This is a genomic window from Crossiella sp. SN42, from assembly GCF_023897065.1.
GTDB lineage: Bacteria > Actinomycetota > Actinomycetes > Mycobacteriales > Pseudonocardiaceae > Crossiella.
Window position 1 is genome coordinate 79,432 of record NZ_JAMHIV010000033.1, and the last position, 18,851, is coordinate 98,282.

At 71.2% G+C, this 18,851-nt stretch carries 16 protein-coding genes; 4 read left to right on the top strand and 12 right to left on the bottom strand.

Features of this window, described 5'->3' with window-relative positions; translation table 11 throughout:
• Positions 1–8 precede the first annotated feature (8 nt).
• A complete protein-coding gene (locus M8C13_RS33715) occupies positions 9–1,427 on the bottom strand; it encodes an FAD/NAD(P)-binding protein (protein ID WP_252484822.1) in 1,419 nt (472 codons plus the stop codon).
• A 166-nt stretch (positions 1,428–1,593) separates the two neighbouring features.
• Here M8C13_RS33715 and M8C13_RS33720 point away from each other — a divergent pair, with 166 nt between their 5' ends.
• Positions 1,594–2,658, top strand: a complete 1,065-nt coding sequence (locus M8C13_RS33720; RefSeq protein WP_252484823.1) for a helix-turn-helix transcriptional regulator — start codon at positions 1,594–1,596, stop codon at positions 2,656–2,658.
• Here M8C13_RS33720 and M8C13_RS33725 read toward each other — a convergent pair.
• From M8C13_RS33725 to M8C13_RS33745, 5 genes are read right to left on the bottom strand one after another with little or no spacing between them, the layout of a single operon-like run.
• Positions 2,655–3,287 (bottom strand): TetR/AcrR family transcriptional regulator, encoded by a 633-nt coding sequence (locus M8C13_RS33725; protein ID WP_252484824.1) that lies wholly within the window; start codon positions 3,285–3,287, stop codon positions 2,655–2,657. The genes M8C13_RS33720 and M8C13_RS33725 overlap by 4 nt on opposite strands.
• A 52-nt stretch (positions 3,288–3,339) precedes the next feature.
• Positions 3,340–4,947: an AMP-binding protein gene (locus M8C13_RS33730; RefSeq protein ID WP_252484825.1), complete on the bottom strand. Its 1,608-nt coding sequence runs from the start codon at positions 4,945–4,947 to the stop codon at positions 3,340–3,342.
• A 4-nt stretch (positions 4,948–4,951) separates the two neighbouring features.
• Positions 4,952–6,286, bottom strand: coding sequence for a serine hydrolase (locus M8C13_RS33735; protein WP_252484826.1), 1,335 nt, complete (start codon positions 6,284–6,286; stop codon positions 4,952–4,954).
• A 25-nt stretch (positions 6,287–6,311) separates the two neighbouring features.
• Positions 6,312–8,006 carry a CocE/NonD family hydrolase gene (locus M8C13_RS33740; protein ID WP_252484827.1) on the bottom strand — a complete coding sequence of 565 codons (1,695 nt, stop codon included), beginning with the start codon at positions 8,004–8,006 and terminating at the stop codon, positions 6,312–6,314.
• A gap of 18 nt (positions 8,007–8,024) precedes the next feature.
• Positions 8,025–8,543 carry an SDR family NAD(P)-dependent oxidoreductase gene (locus M8C13_RS33745; protein WP_252484828.1) on the bottom strand — a complete coding sequence of 173 codons (519 nt, stop codon included), beginning with the start codon at positions 8,541–8,543 and terminating at the stop codon, positions 8,025–8,027.
• A 90-nt stretch (positions 8,544–8,633) separates the two neighbouring features.
• Here M8C13_RS33745 and M8C13_RS33750 point away from each other — a divergent pair, with 90 nt between their 5' ends.
• Positions 8,634–9,002 carry a DinB family protein gene (locus M8C13_RS33750; RefSeq protein ID WP_252484829.1) on the top strand — a complete coding sequence of 123 codons (369 nt, stop codon included), beginning with the start codon at positions 8,634–8,636 and terminating at the stop codon, positions 9,000–9,002.
• A 48-nt stretch (positions 9,003–9,050) separates the two neighbouring features.
• On the opposite strand, the gene M8C13_RS33755 is transcribed toward M8C13_RS33750, so the two are convergent.
• The 3 genes from M8C13_RS33755 to M8C13_RS33765 all read right to left on the bottom strand — a co-directional run bounded on the left by M8C13_RS33755 (position 9,051) and on the right by M8C13_RS33765 (position 12,594).
• Entirely contained in the window at positions 9,051–10,121 is a 1,071-nt protein-coding gene (locus tag M8C13_RS33755; RefSeq protein ID WP_252484830.1) for a KR domain-containing protein, read from the bottom strand.
• 86 nt (positions 10,122–10,207) lie between these two features.
• Complete coding sequence (locus tag M8C13_RS33760) at positions 10,208–11,533, bottom strand: amidohydrolase family protein (RefSeq protein ID WP_252484831.1); 1,326 nt, start codon at positions 11,531–11,533, stop codon at positions 10,208–10,210.
• Between the two features lie 65 nt (positions 11,534–11,598).
• Positions 11,599–12,594: a DMT family transporter gene (locus tag M8C13_RS33765; RefSeq protein ID WP_252484832.1), complete on the bottom strand. Its 996-nt coding sequence runs from the start codon at positions 12,592–12,594 to the stop codon at positions 11,599–11,601.
• Between the two features lie 70 nt (positions 12,595–12,664).
• Here M8C13_RS33765 and M8C13_RS33770 point away from each other — a divergent pair, with 70 nt between their 5' ends.
• Positions 12,665–13,150, top strand: coding sequence for an Lrp/AsnC family transcriptional regulator (locus M8C13_RS33770; protein WP_252484833.1), 486 nt, complete (start codon positions 12,665–12,667; stop codon positions 13,148–13,150).
• A gap of 123 nt (positions 13,151–13,273) precedes the next feature.
• Complete coding sequence (locus tag M8C13_RS33775) at positions 13,274–13,975, top strand: MOSC domain-containing protein (protein ID WP_252484834.1); 702 nt, start codon at positions 13,274–13,276, stop codon at positions 13,973–13,975.
• A gap of 117 nt (positions 13,976–14,092) precedes the next feature.
• Here M8C13_RS33775 and M8C13_RS33780 read toward each other — a convergent pair whose 3' ends face one another.
• From M8C13_RS33780 to M8C13_RS33790, 3 genes are read right to left on the bottom strand one after another with little or no spacing between them, the layout of a single operon-like run.
• A complete protein-coding gene (locus M8C13_RS33780; RefSeq protein ID WP_252484835.1) occupies positions 14,093–14,725 on the bottom strand; it encodes a TetR/AcrR family transcriptional regulator in 633 nt (210 codons plus the stop codon).
• Between the two features lie 4 nt (positions 14,726–14,729).
• Positions 14,730–15,914 carry an FAD-dependent monooxygenase gene (locus M8C13_RS33785; RefSeq protein ID WP_308202886.1) on the bottom strand — a complete coding sequence of 395 codons (1,185 nt, stop codon included), beginning with the start codon at positions 15,912–15,914 and terminating at the stop codon, positions 14,730–14,732.
• A 48-nt stretch (positions 15,915–15,962) separates the two neighbouring features.
• Positions 15,963–18,773, bottom strand: a complete 2,811-nt coding sequence (locus M8C13_RS33790; RefSeq protein ID WP_252484836.1) for an AAA family ATPase — start codon at positions 18,771–18,773, stop codon at positions 15,963–15,965.
• Positions 18,774–18,851 lie beyond the last annotated feature (78 nt).

The window sequence follows — 18,851 nt, forward strand, 5'->3', positions numbered from 1 at the left end:
CGTTGTCCTCAGCCGGTCCCCGCCATGGTCGCCGCCCGGGCGCCCTGGGCGGCGATGCCCGGGATGCCAGCGGTGAGGTACGGACCACCGCCTGCGAGGTCCCCGATGACCCGCAGGCGCGGATCGGCGGGGACCAGCCCGCCCGCGGGATGCGGCTGGGCCAGGCCGGCCGCCAGCAGCGAGGTCACCAGCGACTCGGCCGCCTGCGGCACGGCATGCGGCGGTGGGTTCACCGCGTTGACGACGGCGTGCGCGATCGGCACAGCGGTGTCGCCGCGCACCCGGAAGTGCCCCCGCGCCGCCGCTATCCCGCGGACGCCCGCGATCACACTGAGCTGTCCGGTGTCCAGCAGCCGCATCAGGACCGACGCGTTGACCGGCACCATGGGCGAGGCCAGGCTGGTCGCCAGGCGGAGATGCCGCCGCAACCACCCGCGGTCGCGCTCGGGCAGCAGCCGCCACGCGTAGGGGCCGACGGTGTGTGCGGTCTCTTGGAGGACGCGGCGGCCGAGCGCGAGGTCGTCCACGGCGGCCAACTGCCGCCGCAACCGCTGGGCGGGCTGTTCGGCCTTGGCCGCCACCAGATCCGCGATCAGGTCCTCGAGATCCTCCCCCGCCGCCGACAGTTCAGCGCGCAGCAGCCCGATGAGGTCGTGCAGCGTGACCGCGCCGTGCCTGCGGTGCAGTGCCGCCACGCGCTCGGCCGTCACCTGCCGCGGCCGGTGCTCCAGCGGCCGTTGCCAGACGTGCGGCAGCAGACCAGTGCGCGACACCAGGGTGATGGGCCCCGAGTGGCCGTGCGCGGCGAGGGAGACGACGACGTCGACCGCCGTCAGACCGCTGCCGATGACCGCCACCGCGCTCTCGGGCGGGATCCGGTGGAGAGCGTGGGCGAGCGGGTACGGGTCGGCCACAAAACCGTCGGCGTGACCGAGGCCGTAGAGGTCGTGCGGCTTTCCCACGCCCACGCACACCGCCGCACGGTCAGCCTCGTGCCGTCCACCGTCCTGTGTGGACAGCACGAGCCGGTCTCCGGAGCGGGCCATCGCGGTGACCCGCTGCGCGAGCACGCGCACGCGCCATCCGCGCTCGCGAAGCGTGGTCAACGCCGTCTCTGCGGTGTGCGCGAGGTAGTCGCCGTACCGCGCGCGGGGCACAAGCGGCTGGCCCAGCAGTTCATCGACGTGGGCCGCCCCGCGCTCGCCCAGCCAGGCCGCGTAGTGCCCGGAGTCCGCGTGCCGGATCGACATGAGCGCGGGCGGGGCGTTGACCAGCACGCTGTCCAGGTCCGGCCCGTACGGGCGGCCCCGCCACAGGTGCGCGGACGGCTCGAACACGGTGATGCCGCCAGGTCCCGCGGCGGTGGCCGCCAACGCGTCCAGCAGCGCGACCGCGGCAGCGCCCGCCCCGACGATTGCGATGTCCATGTCTTCCCTTCGTGCGGTTCCGGGGCTTCGAGCCTCACCGTGACCGGAGCCGAACCCCATCCCCCGCCTGCGGCGGATCGGCCGGGCACACCCCCTCAAACAAGGGATTGGCGCTGAACCAGGGATCAGGCAGCGTCGCCCACGCACAGACCAAGGAGGAGGCCTGGTGACAGACCAGCGTCAGCACGCCGAAGTCGTCTCGGCCGCCGAGCGCGCCCGCGACGCGCTGGAACTGTTCACCCTCGCCTCGAACAGGCTGCGGCGGCTCGTCCCGTTCCACGCCGCCGTGTGGACCGCAACGGATCCGGAGACCGGCCTGGTCACCGCGCCCATGCTGGTGGAGAACCTCGGCTCCGGTGCAGGCTGCGCCGCCTACTGGGCGAGCGAGCTCCTGGAGGAGAACGTCCTCCCGTTCCGGGACCTCACACGCGCGGTCGTTCCGGCGGCGGCGCTGCGCGCGGCCACCGGCGGTCTGCCCGCGCGCAGCGCGCGGTTCCGCCGCTTGCTCGGTGACCACGGCGTCGACGACGAGCTGCGCGCCGTGCTCCGGATCGGCGCTCGGCCCTGGGGTGTGGTCAGCCTTTTCCGCATGCGGGGAAGCACCGAGTTCGGCGCGGAGGAGATCGCCTTGCTCGCGGGCCTGTCCGGACCGCTCGCGAGCAGGCTGCGCCGGTTCGCCCGACCATCCGGATCGGACGGCGACACGGCCGCGGCCGCACCCGGGCTCTTGCTCTTCGACGAGCACGGCGAGGCCACGTCGATCAACGAGGAGGCGCGGCGGTATCTGGCCCTGCTGCCGGACGGCCCGTCCTATCCGTCGGCGCTGGGGCTGAGACTGCCCATCTGGGTGATCAGCGCGGCACTACAGGCCCGAGCCATCGCGCGCTGCCGCGATCGCGGCAGCGCCCGCACGCGCATCCGCACGGTTGACGGGGTGTGGCTGACCTGCCACGCCTCATGCCTGCTCGGCCCTGACCGGCGGCCGGGAGCGGTGGCGGTGGTCATCGAGCCCGCTGCCGCTGGCGACCTCGCGACCATCCTCGCCCAGGCATACGGCATGACACCGCGAGAACTCGAGGTCGCCCGACTCGTGGCCCGTGGCCTGAGCACCACCGAGATCGCCGCGGCGCTGTTCCTCTCGCCGCACACCATCCGTGACCACCTCAAGAGCGTCTTCGGCAAGGCTGAGGTCTCCAGCCGCGGCGAACTTGTCGCGCGGCTGTTCGCCTAGCATCCCTGCTGGGCGACCATCTGCAGTGCCAGCTGTGCGTGGAACCGCGCCAGGCCGTCGATGTCCGCGCCCGGGTGTGGGCCTGCGGCCTCGGACAGCCGGATGGCGACGTTGGCCATCGCGGTCGCCACCAGTTTTGTCTCGTTGACGCCGTCGTAGGCCGGTGCGACGAACTGTCCGCTGGTCACGCCCGCTTCGATGATCTTCTCGATGCGTCGCCGGTTCGCGCGCCGGAACTCGATCTCCTTCGCGAGGTGCTTCTCGCTCAGTTCCACGTAGTCGACGTTGGCGACCTTGGTGGCCTCGGGGTTGACGAGTGCGAACCGGGTCATGGCCGCGATGACGTTGAAGAGTCGCTGGGCGGGGTCGTCCCGGTCGCCGGCTTCCTCGGCCTCGGCGACCATGGTGCTGAACTCGTTGCCGTACCTGGTCAGGATGGCGTGCAGCAGGTCGTCCTTGGAGGGGAAGTGGTTGTACAGCGCGCCGGGGGTCACGCCGCAGGCCAGCATGATCTCCTTGACCGGCGTGCCCCGGTAGCCGTGGGCGGCGAAGAGCTTCAGCGCCGCTTCCTCGATGCGGCGCTTGGCCGGGCTCTCGCTCGTCTCCGGCACGGGCGGGTGCTCAGCCACTGACTCGTCTCCTGATGCGATAGCCGGTGAATGTACGTTCATAACGGTACCGTCACCCGATTCGGTCCCGGCGTACCAGGATGTCGGCGGCCTCGCGGTCCCAGGTGCCGGCCGTGACACCGGCGCTCCGGAGCCTGTGCTTCTCCACCTTGCCCGAGGGTGTCTTGGGCAGTTCGGTCAGGTAGCGCACGTACCGGGGGATCATGAAGTGCGCCATGCGGGAGCGCAGGTGCTCGATCAGCTCCGCCGGTTCGAGCCGGTGGCCGTCGGCCAGCGCGATGACGGCCAGCACCTCCTCCTCGCTGTGCTCGCTGGGGATGCCGACCGCCGCCGCTTCGTGGATCGCCGGGTGGGTGAGGAGTTCGGCCTCCACCTCGAAGGAGGAGATGTTCTCCCCTCTGCGGCGGATGGCGTCCTTCGCGCGGTCGACGAAGAAGAAGTCGCCCTCGGCGTCGCGCCGGAACAGGTCCCCGGTGTGGAACCAGCCGTTCCGCCAGGCGTGCGCAGTGGCCTCGGGCATCGCGTGGTAGCCGGCGTTCATCGACCACGGGAGATCGGCGCGGACGATCAACTCCCCGACCTCGCCGACGTCGACCTCGCGGTCGTGTTCGTCCACGAGCCGGACCTCGACGCCGGGGCGTGGCCTGCCGCAGCTGCCGACCGCGGTCGGGTTGGGTTCGGACACCAGCGGGTTCGACGTCTCGGTCATGTTGTAGACGGTCAGCACCTGGACGTCGAAGCGCTTGGCGAAGGCGATGGCATCGGCTGTCAGTGGCACGGCCAGCACGTGTCTCAGCGGGTTGTCGACGTCGTCGACGCGGGGCGACTGCTTGGCCAGGAACGAGATGGCCGCACCGAGCAGGGTGCAGGCGGTGGCGCCGGTCCGCCGCACGACCTGCCAGAACTCCGTGGTGCCGAAGCCCCGGCTCACGGCGATCGACGCGCCGAGCGCCAGCGCCCCGTTGACGGCGAGCGTCGCGGCGCTGTGGAACAACGGCGTGTTGACCAGGTACCGGTCATGCTCGTCGAGGCGGCCGGCCAGCACGGCCATGGCCGTGCTGTGGGCGTGCAGGTGGGGGCAACGCACCCCTTTGGACGGGCCGGTGGTCCCCGAGGTGTACATGATGGCCTGGATGTCCCACGGCTGGACCGGGCGGGCCGGCGGCGTCAGGCCGGCCGGGTCACCTGCCAGCACCTCCGCCCCGACGACCGTCCACGGCGCTGGTCCGGCCGGCACCTCACCCACCACCACGACTGTGTCCAGGCCCGGTGTCTCGACCGCCCGCAGCCGGTCCACCAGGTCGGAGTGCACGACGGCCACCCGCGCCCCCGAGGTGGCCACCACGTGTCGCAGGAGTCCGCCCTTGTGCGCCAGGTTCATCGGCACGTACACCGCCCCGAGGAGGTTGGCGCCGAACCAGGCCGCCAGCACGTCCGGTCCGTTGGGCAGCCAGACGAGCACCGGGTCGTCCTGCTCGACGCCGAGCCGGCGCAGGCCGGCCGCGGCTCGCCTGGCCACGGTCCACGTGTCGCGGTAGGTCCACCTCACGCCGTCGTCGTCGAAGATCGCGAACACCCGGTCGGGGCAGGTGCTCGCCCACCGGTCCAGCAGGGCGGGCACGACGCACTCGGCGGCCGGCGGGATGACGGAGGAGCCCATGGCCTCAGCCGGCCTCACGGGCGCACGCGTACAGCGCCTCGACCAGGGGCGCGGACCGGTCGTCCTTGACCTTGTGCGCCATGTGGTTGCGGATGTAACCGGCGGCCAGCCCGGCGGCGGGGTCGGCGAAGGCGATGGTGCCGTTGGCGCCCGGGTGACCGAAAGCCGTTTCCGTTGGCGCGTCGAAGAAGATGCCGCCGGCGACGGCGAACCCGAGTCCCCAGGCCGTCTTCCCGAGCACGACCTTGTCCGGCCCGACCGCATGTGGCGTGCTGGCCCGCGCGACCGTCTCCGGCGTCAGGATTCGGTGGCCGTCCACCTCGCCGATCAGCGCCGCGTACAGGCGCGCCAACGACCGCGCGTCGGCGATGCCGTTGGCGGCCGGTACCTCCATGGCGTGATACCTCGGCGAGTTCATGTCCTCGCCGATCTCCACCGGTCCCATCGTCCGCTGCCCGATGGTGTGCTCGCGCTGGAACCACGACGGGTCCCGCTTGGCCGGGTCGGCGTACATCGCCAGGAACTCCGGATCCAGGTACAGCGCGGAAAGCTCGTGGAAGAACCGGTTGTAGTCCTCGTCGCCGTAGTCGGTGACCAGGGCGTCCGGGGTGTCGAGATCGATCCGGTGGACCGGGGCGACCCTGCCCTCGTGCTCCGCTGGCAGTCCGATCCACATGTCCAGGCCCAGCCGGGGAACCAGGTGCTGTGCGAGGTACTGCCCCGGGGTCAGACCGCAGACGCGCCGGATGAGTTCGCCGATCAGCCAGCCGATGGTGAGGCCGTGGTAGCCGTGCGCCGTGCCCGGTGTCCACAGTGGACGCTGCGCGGCGAGTGCCTCGACGATGGGGTGCCACGCCTCGCAGTCCTCCAGGGTGAGCCAGCGGTCGATGGCGGGCAGCCCTGCCTGGTGGCTGAACAGCAGCGAGACGGGCAGGTCGGCCTTGCCCTCGGCGGCGAACTCGGGCCAGTACTCGACGACGGGCACGTCGAGGTCGAGCAGCTTCTGCTCGACCAGCATCAGCCCGCAGATCGCGGTGAGCGACTTGGTGCACGAGTCGATGGTGGCGATCGTGTCGCGCTGCCACTCGGCGCCGGTCCCGGCCTCGGCGATGCCGCCCCAGAGGTCGACCACGGGCTTGCCGTCGAGGTAGGCGGCGAACGCGGCGCCCACCTCCATGCGCTCGTCGAAGTTCTCCGCGAAGACCTCGCGGACCCGCTCGAAACCGGGTGCGACGAAGCCGTCGACCTTCGCGGCGGACAGCTGGGACGGGTTGACCCGCTTGCGGATCGAGGTCATGCCGGTGCGCTCCTGGATGTCGTTGGTGGGACGGGTGGGCATGGTGGCCCGGCGCAGCGCCTGCCGGTCACGCCGGCTCCCCTGGCAGGACCGAGAGCCGCAGCACGGAATCGTGGTGGACGCGCTGGGTGGCGACCTTGCCGGTGGTGTCGGCGCCGACCGGGTTGCCGGTGTTCATGTTGCGGTCGAAGCGGGGGAAGTTGCTGCTGGTGACGGCCAGCCGCAGGCGGTTGCCGGGCTGGAAGCGCCACGCCGTCTCCCCGCAGTCGACCCGAAGCCGGGTCGGCACACCGGGCTCGAGCGGCACCTCGCGGTCGAGGCCGTCGCGATGACGGGCGCGGAGGATGCCGTCGACGACGGCGATCGAGCGGCCGTCGGGCAGCACCTCGCTGAGGCGGGCCACGAAGTCGGTGTCCACCGCGGAGGAGGAGACCAGCAGGTCGGCGACCACGGGACCGACGACGTCCAGCGGCCGCTCCAGCGGCGCCGAGGTGTAGCAGAGCACGTCCTCGCGGCGTTCCAGGAACGACACGTCGCGGGGACCGGTCACCTCGTTGCCCAGCACCACCCGGCCGCCGTGGGTGGGCACGGGATCGGCCGGGTCGTAGACGTACTCGTCGTACCGGTCCGCACCGGCCGCGCCGGGGCCGGCCAGCCGGCCGTCGCCGTCCAGGGTCCTGGCATCGCCGTCGCTGGTGAGCGCGAAGTCGCGGGTGACGACACCGGCAGGCGGCCACTGGCCCGCGGTGCGCCATTCGTTCGCCCCCATCAGGAAGTACTCGACCGGCGGCAGGTCCGCCTCGGCGCCCCTCAGGTGGCGGTCGAAGAAGGCGAGTTGCTTCTCGGTCAGCCCGGCCACCGCGCCCTCGGCACGCATCCCGAAGTTCAGGTCGCCCTGCTCGGCCGGGACGTGCGCGGCGTGCGCCCATGGTCCGACGATCAGCCGGTGCTCGCCGGTGAGCTGGGCGAAACCGCGCACGCCCGCGTCGCAGTAGATGTCGAACCACCCGGCCAGCGACAGGCTCGGCACGGCGATCTCGGCGAAGGAGATCTCGGCCGTCTCGGTGAACCGGCCGGTCAGGACGTCCTGGAGGTCGACGAGCGCGCCCGCGGTCAGGCCGGGCATCTCGCGCAGCGGCAGGTGGTGGGTGGCCAGGCTCGGTTCCGCGGCGACGGCGGCGACGCTGGCCAGGACCGCGGGGTCCACCTCCTCGCCCTTGACCTGCCTGGTCATGAGCCATTCCAGCGTCATGTAGGCAAGCCAGGACACGAGCTGGACCAGCGGCAGCGCCCCACCGTCGGCCTGCCGCTGCAGCTGACCGCCGGCGGCGATGGCGGGGGCGATCGCCTTCAGGTGCGGCGGGCGCAGCGCGGCCCCCAGCCACTGCACGATGCCGAGGTAGGAGCCGCCGATCATGCCGACGTTGCCGTCGCACCACTCCTGGGCGGCCAGCCACTCGACGGTGTCGTAGGTGTCCTCGGCCTCCTGGCCCCACATGACCGGCGTCCAGTCGCCGTCGGAGGCGTAGCGGCCCCGCGTGTCCTGCACGACGACGGTGTAGCCGGCGGCGACCGCGTCGGTGGTGCGGAACCAGTCGCTGTTGGGCATGGCAGTGGCCTTGTTGTACGGCAGCCGCCGCAACAGCACCGGCCGCGGCGCGTCGCCGTCCTCGCGCCAGAGGTCGCCGCGAAGCAGGACGCCGTCCCGCATCGGCATCGCCACGTCGCGGTGGACGATCATGCGCGGGGTGTCGGAAAGCACGTGTCAGCTCCTGTTTCCCTAGTTCCGGACCCAGCCGCCGTCGACGAACAGCGACTGGCCGGTGACGTAGGCCGCCCGGTCGCCTGCGAGGTAGGTGACGGCCTCGGCCACGTCCGCGGGCAGCCCCAGCCGCGGCACCGGCTGGGTGGACACCTGCTTGTGCGCGATCGAGGTGAGGGCCGCCGCGCCGACCAGTCCGGTGTCGACGAACCCCGGGCAGACCGAGTTCGCGCAGATCCCCTCGCGGCCCAGTTCGACGGCCAGCGAGCGGGTCAGCGTGAGCAGGCCGCCCTTGGACGCGTCGTAGGCGATCTGCCCGAAGAACCCGATGACAGCCGTCGAGCAGACGTTGACGATGGCGCCGTGCCCGGACCCGGCGAGGTGGTCGGCTGCTGCCTGAGCGAGGAAGAACGGGCCGCTCAGGTTGGTCGAGAGGACCTGCTGCCACGTCTCGGGCGTCCAGTCGCGGATCTTCAGCCGGTGATCAGCCTTCCGTTCGGGGGCCGGCCAGCCGGGCGGCATCGCCTTGGCCACCACGGAGCCTCTCTAGTGAATGAACGTTTATTATCGTACGGCGATCATGATGCTCCACGAGATCCCGGAAACGCAACCCCGCTCGGAGGAGAGATGACAGACCCGACGAACCCGCCGGTCACGGACATGTGTGGGATCTACTTCGACCTCGAGTCCTGGGAGAGCTACCTGCGTGCCTTCGCCGCCCCGCTGGCGCGGCACGCCGGCATCGAACCGGCGCGGTACCGGACGGCAACGCCAGCCGGCTGCTCGGAGGGCACACGTGAGCCGGGCCGTCATCGTGGACGCCGTCCGGCCGGGGCAAGCCGGACGGGGAGCGGCACGAGTCCATCCGGCCACGGCCGCCCGGTGGTGGACATCGGTGCCGGAACTGGCCGCCAAGGCTGCGGCCACCGGGACCGCAGCCACGCGGGCCACGCCGACATCCTGCGCGAGCGGATCGACGGAGCAGTCGGCAGGTGAGCGGGGGCAGAGCCGGCGGAACCGATGCCGCGCGGCGATCCACCGGCATCAGCTCTGGAGCAGGTCGTCCAGCCGGGCGGCCCGAGCGGCGAGGTCGGCGATCGGGAGCGGTTCGGCGATGTCGGCGGCGATGTCGGCGACCGCCTCCTGGCAGGTCGGGGTGAAGTGCACGGTGCCGTCGTCGTCGATGTGGTCGATGCCGTCGCCGGTGCTCATCCGCTGGTTGAACGCAATCGCATCCTCGGCTGTGACGCCTTCCGGGAGGTCGAGCGAGACGGCCTGGTCGTGGATGCGCACCGGGTATCCGCCGGGCAGGCCGTGCGGGGCAGGCGCGGACCAGCGCAGCGGCGGCGCGTCGGGCAGCAGCGCGGTGAGCACGGGTAGTGCGGCCGCGGCCGTGACGTGGTTGTAGCGCGGTCCGGGGGCCAACCCAGGGGCCTGGTAGGCGAGATCGTCATCTCGATGTCCTGGCTCGTCGAGGTAGATCCGGCAACGGCGGGCGGGATCCGCGGGAGGGTCGGCCCGCATCACGTCGAACACCTGTGCGTGGTGACCGACCACCCGGATCAGCGGCGTGTTCGCGGCGTCCGGATGGGCGGCCCGCCACGCGGCTCTGGCACGCAGCAGAACCACGCCCGCGTTGCCCAGGCCGATCGTGGGTGCGAGGTCCAGCGCGGCCAGAATCGGGCCGGTCACGTCGGGCAGGGACAGGTTGGCGATGGGCCCCGGGAACCCAGCCTCCCGCGCGGCACGCATGACGGCGTGTGGCACCGCGAGTTGGTAGGGCAGACGCAGCGCGATACCGGCGGCCGCCACCGCCCGGGCAACCGGGTCGTCCCGGCCCACCAGCTCCCACGGACTGCGCCGGGAGGCGCACTGCACAACCAGGTCGGGCCGGGAAGTGGCCAGCAGCGACGCGACGTCCTCGACCCGGAGGGCATCAAGCCGGACCGGCTCCACCAGGCAGTCGTGGCTGCTGAGCACGGTGGTCACCGCGTCTGCCACCTGCGGGCCGGATCGACCGGCCAGCAGCAGCCTGCGCACTCCGGGGTGGGCGGCGAGTCCGGCCGCGAGCCGCTCACCCAGATCACCTGCTCCGATCACCAACACCGTGCTCACTCGTCAGCCTCCCGTCGGACCGGTGCGAACTGCCGGCCGGGCCCGACGAATCCCGGCGAGCACGGCGACAGTTGTTGCTGCTGCTTTTAGGGGACCCGGCCAGCAGCCCAGACGCGCGTGGCGGCGACTTCGGCGTCGCGGATGAGCTCGGAGGTGTCGGCATACGCGAGTCGGCGGTCGGCGACCAAGAGAGCACCGTCGACCATGACGTGGGTGACGTCCCGGCCGCTGGCGTTGTAGACCAGGACACCGAATGGGTCGTCCAGCGGTGCCAGGTGCGGCTGGTCGATGTCGACAAGAATCAGGTCGGCCCTCTTACCCGGCTCGAGTGATCCGACGCGGTCTGCCAGGCCGAGAGCATCGGCGCTTCCTGAGGTAAAACGCCGCAGCGCTTCGCGGGCACTCAGGGCGAGAGGGTCGTTGGTTTGCAGCCGCAGGCCTACAATCCCGGCGCGCATCGCGTCCCAGGGATCCATGGTGACCCAGTCCGTGCCCCAGCCGACGCGGAGCCCGGCGGCATAAACCTCACTCATAGGACCGAGCATTCCAGACGACTTTATGACATTTCCCGGGCAATGGGCGGCCGGTGTTTCAGTGCGCCGCAATATCTCGATGTCGCCGGTGTCGGCGTACAGCAGGTGGACGGCAACCGTCGACTGGCCGAGAACGCCGTTGTCTTCGAGGAATCGCACCGAGCTCTGGCCGTAGCGGTCACGCAGGTATTCGTGTTCCGACCGGCCCTGCGCGACGTGGGTGTGGATACCGGCACCTCGCGCCCTCGCCTCGGTGACAATTTTTCGATGCAGGCCCGGAGAGCAGGTGTCGGCGGCGTGCGCACCGAACCTGACCTCAATCCGGCCGTCGGCGGCGCCGTTCCACTTCTCGTACAGCTCGACGTTCTGGCCGAGCTTGCGCACGCCTCTGTCCGGTGAATAGTCCCGCCGGCCTCGCCCGATACCGGGCAGGTCGACGTCGTAGGTCTTGTGGGCGATCTGCGCCCGGATGCCGGCTTCGGCCGCCGCGCGGGCCGTTTCAGCGGCGTGATGGAACATATCGTTCATCGTCGTGCAGCCGGACAGCAGCAATTCGGCGATCCCCAGTCGACTGAGCACGTGGATGGCGTCGGCATCCATGTGTTGCTCCATCGGCATCGCGTAACCGTAGAAATTGTTGGGCCGGTCCTCCAGCTGCCCGCGGAAGATCGCGCCGGCGACATGCGTGTGCGCGTTCACGATCCCGGGCAGCAGAACGTGCCGGGGAAACCGCCGGATCTCGTCCCCGGTGACATCGCCGGCCGGACCCACTTCGACGATCTGGTTTCCCTCGATCGCCACCGCGCCATTCCGGATCACGTCGAGTTTCGCGTCCATCGGCAACACCCAACCGGCCTCCAGCACGAGCCGCTTCTCCATCGGAATCCTTTCGTCGCGGTACGTTCTTCGAAAACCGCCGGCATTGAGCGTACCGACGTACCTGACTATGTCGTCTCGCGATGGCTGGACACACCCTCGCCCGCCGATGCGAGCGCGATCGCGATCTGTGCCAGTGCGACGCCGGCGAGCATCACCACGCCACCCACGAGCTGAACGCCGGTCGGCGCCTCCCCGAGGGCCACGTAGGCGGCCGCGGCGCCCACGACGACCTCCAGGGTCAGCACCAGGCTGGCCGTGGTCGGGGCGAGCCATCGCTGGGCGGCGATCGCGAGCAGCGCGCCGGCAGCGGTTCCGACGAGTCCGACCCACAGCACCAGCAGCGTCATCGGCACCCTGGTCCCGTTCAGGTCGACCTCGCGCGCCAGCTCGGCCAGCGGGAACGGCGCGACGGATCCGGTCAGCGCCAGCACGCCGGCGCTGACCATCGCCCCCCACGCCGCCAGCACCAGCGGGTCATGTCGGCGAAGGCCCTGCTCGGCCAGCACGAAGCGAGCTGCCATCGTGGCCGCCGCGAGCACCCCCAGCCCGAAGCCGACCCCATCCAGCGCGTTCCCCTCCCACACCCGGCCGACCAGGCTGAGGCCGGCCAGGGTGCCCGCGATGCCGAGCCACACCAGGCCGGAGACGGCCTTGCGTTGCACGAACCGCACCCACAGTGCGACCAGGACCGGGGCCAAGTACTCCAGCAGCAGCGCCATCCCGACCGGGAGCCGGGACAGCGACATCGTGAACACCAGTTGGTTGACGGCCAGGCTGACCACGCCGTACGCGCCGACCAGCCACCAGTGGCGCCGGGCCACCCTCATACGGCCTCGGCGCAGCACCAAGGCGACGGCCATCAGGACGACAGCACTGACGATCGTGCGGGCCTGGACCACGTTCACCGCCGACAGCTCTGTCGAGGCCAACGCCTTCAACGCCGGTGCTCCGCTGCCCATCGCCAACGCGGCGCCCAGGGCCAGCGAAACGCCCGGCACCAGACGTGCCCTGGGGCTCGTCGGCACCCCGATGTCCCTGGCCGGCACTACTGCGTTCGTCATGGTGCTCGACGCTATTCGGGAGCGTGATCATCGCGATTGACGATTTTGCAGTCAGACGCAACAATTTTGCATGGATGAGATCGATGTACGGCTCCTCGACCTGCTCCAGCAACAAGCCGACCGGACGTTGCGGGACCTGGGCGACCAGGTCGGGTTGACGCCGAGCGCGGTGCAACGGCGGATCGCCAGGTACAAGAAGCGCCACCTCATCCGGACCGTGAGCATCCTCGAGCCCGACCACTCCCACGAGATCGTCCGGTCCATCGTCCTCATCACACTGGTGACCGAGTCGCGCGAGCACCACCGCGCCTTCAAGGAACGCGTCACCAAGCGCGGCGAGGTCCAGCAGTGCTACGCCGTCGCCGGGCGCTGGGACTACGTCGCCGTCCTCGCGGCGCCCTCCGTCAACGCCTGCAAGAACATCGCCGACGAACTGTTCAAGGACGATGACAACATCCGCCGATACGAGACGCTCATCGTCTTCGACACCGCCAAGTTCACCACCGCCACACCCGCGACCATGCTCCAGTGGGGCCGCCGTGGTGGTAGCCGGTGATCGTCTGGCCTCACCGCACCGAGGTTCTCGGTGCTGGTCGAGCGCCCTGACATCGCGATCCGGGGTGCTGGCGTGCGTGGTGGCCACGTGGGTGGGTGGGTCTCGCCTGGATAGGGTGCGGTGGTGCTGGGAGTGGTTGAGCGCCTGTGGCGTTACCCGATCAAGTCCACTGGCGGGGAGCGGCTGGATCAGGTGGCGGTCGAGTCGCGAGGTTTGGCGGGTGATCGGCTGTGGGCGGTGCGAGACGCCGCCGGCAAGTTCGGGTCCGGGAAGAACACCCGCCGGTTCCGTCGTATGCCAGGGCTGCTTCGGCTTGGTTCCCGATATCCGAACGGGCTCGGTGAGCCGCAACTGCTTGACACGGCTGGACAGCCGGTGGCCGACAGCGATGCGTATCTGCGGGCCTATCTTCGCCGTGACGATGTGGCGTTGGCACCCGAGGGCGAGGTGTCGCACTTCGATCAGTTGCCGCTGAGCGTGCTGACCACGGCGACCCTTGACTGGATCCGGCGGGCCCTGCCTGGCGTACCTGTCGACGAGCGCCGGTTCCGGCCGAACATCCTGGTGCGCACTCCGCCGGATACCGTGCCCTTCGTCGAGGACGACTGGCTCGGCAAGACCGCTGTGATCGGCGAAGGAGCACGGATCGAGTTCGTCCGTTCCAGCGAACGCTGTGTCATGGTCAACGAGGCCCAGCCTGACCTGCCGCATTCCTCCCTGGTGCTCAAGAAAATCGCCGCCGCGCATGACAATCGTCTCGACGCGCTGGCCCGCGTCCTCACCCCAGGGCACATCGCCGTGGGCGATCCCCTCATGCTTGCCTAGCGCGGTGTGCTCGCTCACTCCACTGCGCACATTGAGGCCGGGTCTTGAAAAACGATCACGGTGGTGCGAGGAGGATCCCCGGGAGGCGGCAACCGCTGAGGTCTGGACGTATCCTGGTCAACCCGCGCGGGCGGCGCCCCTGAGGAAAAACGTGACGACCTTTTCCACGTACTCGGCCCGGTCGCCGCGCGAGGGCGGTTGTTCGATGCCCAGGAGCAGTCTTTCCCGGGGATCGAACAGGATCATGCCGCTGAACATGCGGGCTGCCTCGTGTGGGTCTGGGCATTCCAGCAGCCCGCGCTTGGCGGCGTCGCTGAGGATGGCGGCGACGGCGTCGTCGAAGTGGCTGATCCCCTCGTCGTAGACAAGTCGGCCCAGCTCGGGGAACCGGCCTGATTCGGCGAAGGTCAGGCGTTGCATCTTCAGGCCCTCGGCACTGGTGAGCACGTCGTAAAGCAGGGTGCCGGCGTGGGTGAGCACCTCTTTCAGATCGCGGCCGGTCAGGGGTGCGGCGGCGGCTTGGCGCAAGGGTTCGACAATGCGCCGCCGGAGGGAGTTGACCAGTTCGAGGAACAGGGCTTCCTTGTTCTCGAAGTGCCGGTACAGCGTTTCCAGGGAGCAGCCGGCCTCTTTGGCGATGGCTCGGATCGAGGTGCCCGCGTAGCCGCTGTCGAGCAGAACGGTCAGGGCCGCGGCCGCGATCTGTTCTCGGCGAATGGGGCCTCGGCGTTGCCGTTCCCGGGTTGTCATCGGGTCAGCTTACCGATCGGCCGACTGATGCCACGGCGTCGCTGAGGTCTTCATCGAGTTCGCGGACACCGTTCAGCGAAGCCCGCACCGCCTGGAATCCGTCCCGCCGGAGCAGGTTCTCGTAGTCGCCGATCGCGTGCTCCCAAGTCCGGCCGCCGGTGTGCACGGAATGAATCGCCTCGGCGAGCCTGCGCGCGTCCTGGAGCGCGGAGTTGGCCCCTGACGCCCTGGTGGGCAGCATCGCGTGGATGGCGTCGCCGAGCAGGGTGACCCGGCTCGGTGTCCAGGCGGGGACCTCGCGGGCGGTGCCCATGGCCAGGCCGAAGAACTGGTCGGGGAATGCCTGGTCCAGCAGGATGCCGAACACGGGATGCGCGGTCGCGGTGACGGTCCTGAGGTGGTCGGCCAGGCTCGCCGATGACCGGCGGGTGAAGTCGTCGGCGAGGTCGCCGAGCTGGTGGCGGCGCAGCAACAGTCCCCACATGACGTAGTCGTGCTGGTCGCCCGGATCAAAACCGGGGAGGAGCCGGGCCGCGGCGGCAGCGGGTTGTTCGCCGAAACGGACCGCGCCGATGATGGCCTGCACGCCGCCGATCGCGGTCAGGGTGAAACTGCCTTCGATCCGGTCCATCAGACCGGTGGCGATCAGCTCGGGCGTGATCGGTGTCTTCGCCTGCACCAGTCGCAGTTCGCTGTCCTCGACCGCGGAGCCGATTCCGTCCGCCCCGACAAGAAGGTCGGCTTCGGTCACCGTGCCGTCGGCGAACTGGGCGGTGACTCTGGCCGCGTGCTCGGTGTAGCCGGTCAACGCCGAACCGAATCGGATCGCCTCGGGCACGCCGTGGGCGAGCAGGCGTCGCACGATGCGGCGGCTTGCCGACGCGCCCGGCCGAATCGCGTCCGGCCTACCTTCTCGGCCGTTGGATTCGCGGCGTTTCACGATTTCGAGGTCGGTGTGGTCGAGGACGGTGACGTACTCGTCGGGCTGTCCGAGAGTCGCGTCCAGGAACTCGCTTTCGGGGGCGGACAGGCAGGCGTGCAATGCGCCGAGTCCGCGTTCGTCGAGGTGGATTCGCGCGCCCTGTGACCGTTGTTCCAGGGCCTCGTCACGTTCGTGGACGGATACCTCGATATCGGCGCGGAGCAGGAATCGGGCCAGGGCGAGGCCGCCGAGTCCCGCGCCGACGATGACGAGCTAACCAGAACGGCCGATTCGGATCAAGCGAGAGCCGAGGGGTCAGCCCGGGAAGTCGATCTCGCGGAGCTCGGCGCGGCCGGTGATGCCGAGCTTGCGGTAGGCCGCGCTGAGGTGGCCTTCGACGGTGCGGCAGGTGAGGCTGAGCTGGTCGGCGATCTGCTGGTTGGTGTGGCCCGCGGCGGCGAGCTCGGCGACGCGGTGTTCGCCGGGGGTCAGGCCGCCCGCGCCGTGGTTGCCGCGCCGGCGGGGGCGGCTTTGCAGGGTGGTCAGCTGGGTGTGCGCGGCGGTGACCAGGCCGGTGGCCCCGCAGGTTTCGGCCAGGGTGCGGGCTTCGGCACTGTTCTGCCTGCCCAGCCTGCTCTGCGCGCTGAGGTGCTGGGCCGCGCCCAGGTCGAGCAGGGTCCGGGCCAGCTCCAGCGGGGCGTTGGCCTGGCGCAGCGCGCTGACCGCGTGGTGCAGCAGCTCCAGACCTTGGGCGCCGCCGGTGACCAGGCCGAGGGCGCGCAGGGCCAGGCCCCTGGTGCGCGGGGTGTCCCAGTGGTTCGCGGCGGTCATGGCCTGCTCGGCGAGTTCCCTGGCCGCGGCGCGGTCGCCGAGGGCCAGGTGGGCGCGGGTGGCCCAGCCGCGCCAGTCGCAGATCGCCGGGTTGCGGCTGCCGATCACGGCTTGGCGGCGGGCGCAGTCGAGCAAATCGGCCAGCGCGTCCTCGATCCGGCCCTCGGCGAAGAGCGCCCGGCCCCTGGCGTAGCGGTAGTGCGCGTACTGCAGCGACTCCTCCAGGCTGGGGCTGCCCGCCAGCTCGGCCAGCACGGTCAGCGCCTCGGCCGGGCGGCCCAGCTCGACCAGGGCTTCGGCGCGCACCGCGGTGGCGATGATTCGCGGGAAGCCGTCCGCGCCAGGGGGGATCAGGTCGGCGGCCTGGCTGGCGGCGGCGACCGCGGCGGCCGGCGCCCCCTCGGCCAGGGCCACGCCTGCCTGGCAGGACAGCATCATGCCGGTCTCGAAGGTGGAGCCGCGCTGCTGGGCGTGGCTGAGGGTGGCGGCGCAGGCGGCCGCGGCGCGCTGGTGGTCACCGGCCCACAGCAGCACCCAGACCGGTCCGGTGGTGACCCGCTGGCCGAGCAGGGACAGTCCGTGGTCCAGGCTGCGCGCGGCCAGGTCCGCGGCGCGGGCGGCGGAACCGCCGGAGACGGCCACGGCGAAGGCCAGCGCGCCCAGCAGTGACCGCTCCCCCGCGCTGCCGCCGGTCAGGCCCTCGGCGAGCGCGGCCAGCCCGGTGCGGGCCTGGGCTGCGGTGCGTTCGTAGAGCATGGACCACACCAGCGCGCGGGCCCGCAGCAGCAGCGCCGCCTCCCGGTCGGCCGGGGTGAGCCGGTGCGCCATCCGCTCCAGCAGCGCCACCGCCTCCTCCACCCTGGCTTCGCGGACCAGGCTGTGCGCGAGGGTCTGGGTGATCTCGCCGAGCCGGAGCAGGCCGGTGTGGTCGCCGGCGTCGAGGGCGTCCATCGCCTGGGTCAGGTGCCGCACCGCGGCGGCCGGGCGGGTGAACGCCTCGCACTCCCCCAGCTCCACCAGCAGGTCCACCCGCTCCTCCGGTTCGGGCGGCTCCTCCAGCGCGCGCCGCAGGTAGCCCGCGGCCACATCGGGCGCGCCCCGGTGCGCCGCCTGTTTGGCCGCGGCGCGCAGACCGCGCACCACCAGCGCGTCCCCGGCCGGGGCGAGCTGGACCAGGTGCGCGGCGACCTGTTCGGCCTCGGCGCCGGTGGCGGTGAGCAGCTCGGCGGCCCGGTGGTGCAAGGCGGTCCTGCGCTCGCGGGACAGGCCGCCGTAGACGGCTTCGCGCAGGCCGGGATGCGCCCAGCGCACCCGGGTCCGGTCCAGCAGCAGGCCGATCTCGGTGAGCTGTCCCGCGCAGGTCTGGCCTTGGTCAGCGGTAAGCCCGGAAAGTTCGGCGGGCAGGGTGACCGGCACTTCCTCGCCGAGCACGGCGGCGGCGTCGGCGAAGCGGCGCACGGTGGCGGGCAGGCCGGTCATCCAGTCCAGCAGCGCCTTGCCGAACAGCTGCCCGGTGTAGCGGTCCAGCACCGCGGCCGAGCCGGCGGGTTCGCCGCCGCCGAGCTCCAGGGCCCGGCGCAGCAGGCGCACCAGCAGCGGGTTGCCGCCGGTGATCTCGTGGCAGGCCCGGCTCAGCCGGGGGTCCAGCGGCGCGGGCAGGACCGCGGCGACCAGCCTGGCCACGCTGGACTCCGACAGCCTGCCCGGCCGCAGCACCACCCCGTCGGCCAGACCGGGCTGCGCCGGGGGTCTGCGCAGCAGCAGCCGCAGCAGCGGCAGGTGCGGGGCGGCCGTGCCGAGCTGGGCGAGCCAGCGCAGCGAGGGTTCGTCGGCGGCGTGCAGGTCGTCGACCACGAGCACGGTGACCCGGTCGTGGCTGCGGCACAGGTTCGCGGTGACGGCGCACAGCCCGGAGACCACGGCCAGCGGGTCGGCGGGCGCGGCGGCGGCCTCCAGCAGCACCGGCCGCGCCGCGGCGGCCGGACCGGCGAACAGCGCGGCCAGTTCGTCGGCGTCAGCTTCGGCGAGCACCGGTTCCAGGAGCTGGCGCACCACACCGAAGGCGAACTCGCGTTCCAGCTCGTCGCAGCGGGCGCGCAGCACCAGCGGACGGTCCGGCCGCCGCCGGTCCAGGAACTCCCGCACCAGGCTGGTCTTGCCGATCCCGGCCGGGCCTTCCACCACCACCTGCCGGGACGCACCCGAGGCACAGGTCTGGAACTCCTGGGCCAGCGCGGCGAGCTCGACGTCCCGATCGAGCAGGCCTGCGGACCGCGGAACAGGTGCAGCCGTCACAACCCGAACACTCCACCACCGCTAAGCCCCAGACCAATCCCCCGTACGAGAGTAAACGGTTTCGGGTTGGCCTTGGGG

Excerpts from the sequence above, each read along its gene's own strand:
- M8C13_RS33760 (WP_252484831.1), bottom strand. The coding sequence starts at position 11,533 with ATGGAGAAGCGGCTCGTGCTGGAGGCCGGTTGGGTGTTGCCGATGGAC.
- M8C13_RS33780 (WP_252484835.1), bottom strand. The coding sequence starts at position 14,725 with ATGACAACCCGGGAACGGCAACGCCGAGGCCCCATTCGCCGAGAACAG.
- M8C13_RS33715 (WP_252484822.1), bottom strand. The coding sequence starts at position 1,427 with ATGGACATCGCAATCGTCGGGGCGGGCGCTGCCGCGGTCGCGCTGCTG.
- M8C13_RS33765 (WP_252484832.1), bottom strand. The coding sequence starts at position 12,594 with ATGACGAACGCAGTAGTGCCGGCCAGGGACATCGGGGTGCCGACGAGC.
- M8C13_RS33770 (WP_252484833.1), top strand. The coding sequence starts at position 12,665 with ATGGATGAGATCGATGTACGGCTCCTCGACCTGCTCCAGCAACAAGCC.
- M8C13_RS33750 (WP_252484829.1), top strand. The coding sequence starts at position 8,634 with ATGACAGACCCGACGAACCCGCCGGTCACGGACATGTGTGGGATCTAC.
- M8C13_RS33730 (WP_252484825.1), bottom strand. The coding sequence starts at position 4,947 with ATGGGCTCCTCCGTCATCCCGCCGGCCGCCGAGTGCGTCGTGCCCGCC.
- M8C13_RS33735 (WP_252484826.1), bottom strand. The coding sequence starts at position 6,286 with ATGCCCACCCGTCCCACCAACGACATCCAGGAGCGCACCGGCATGACC.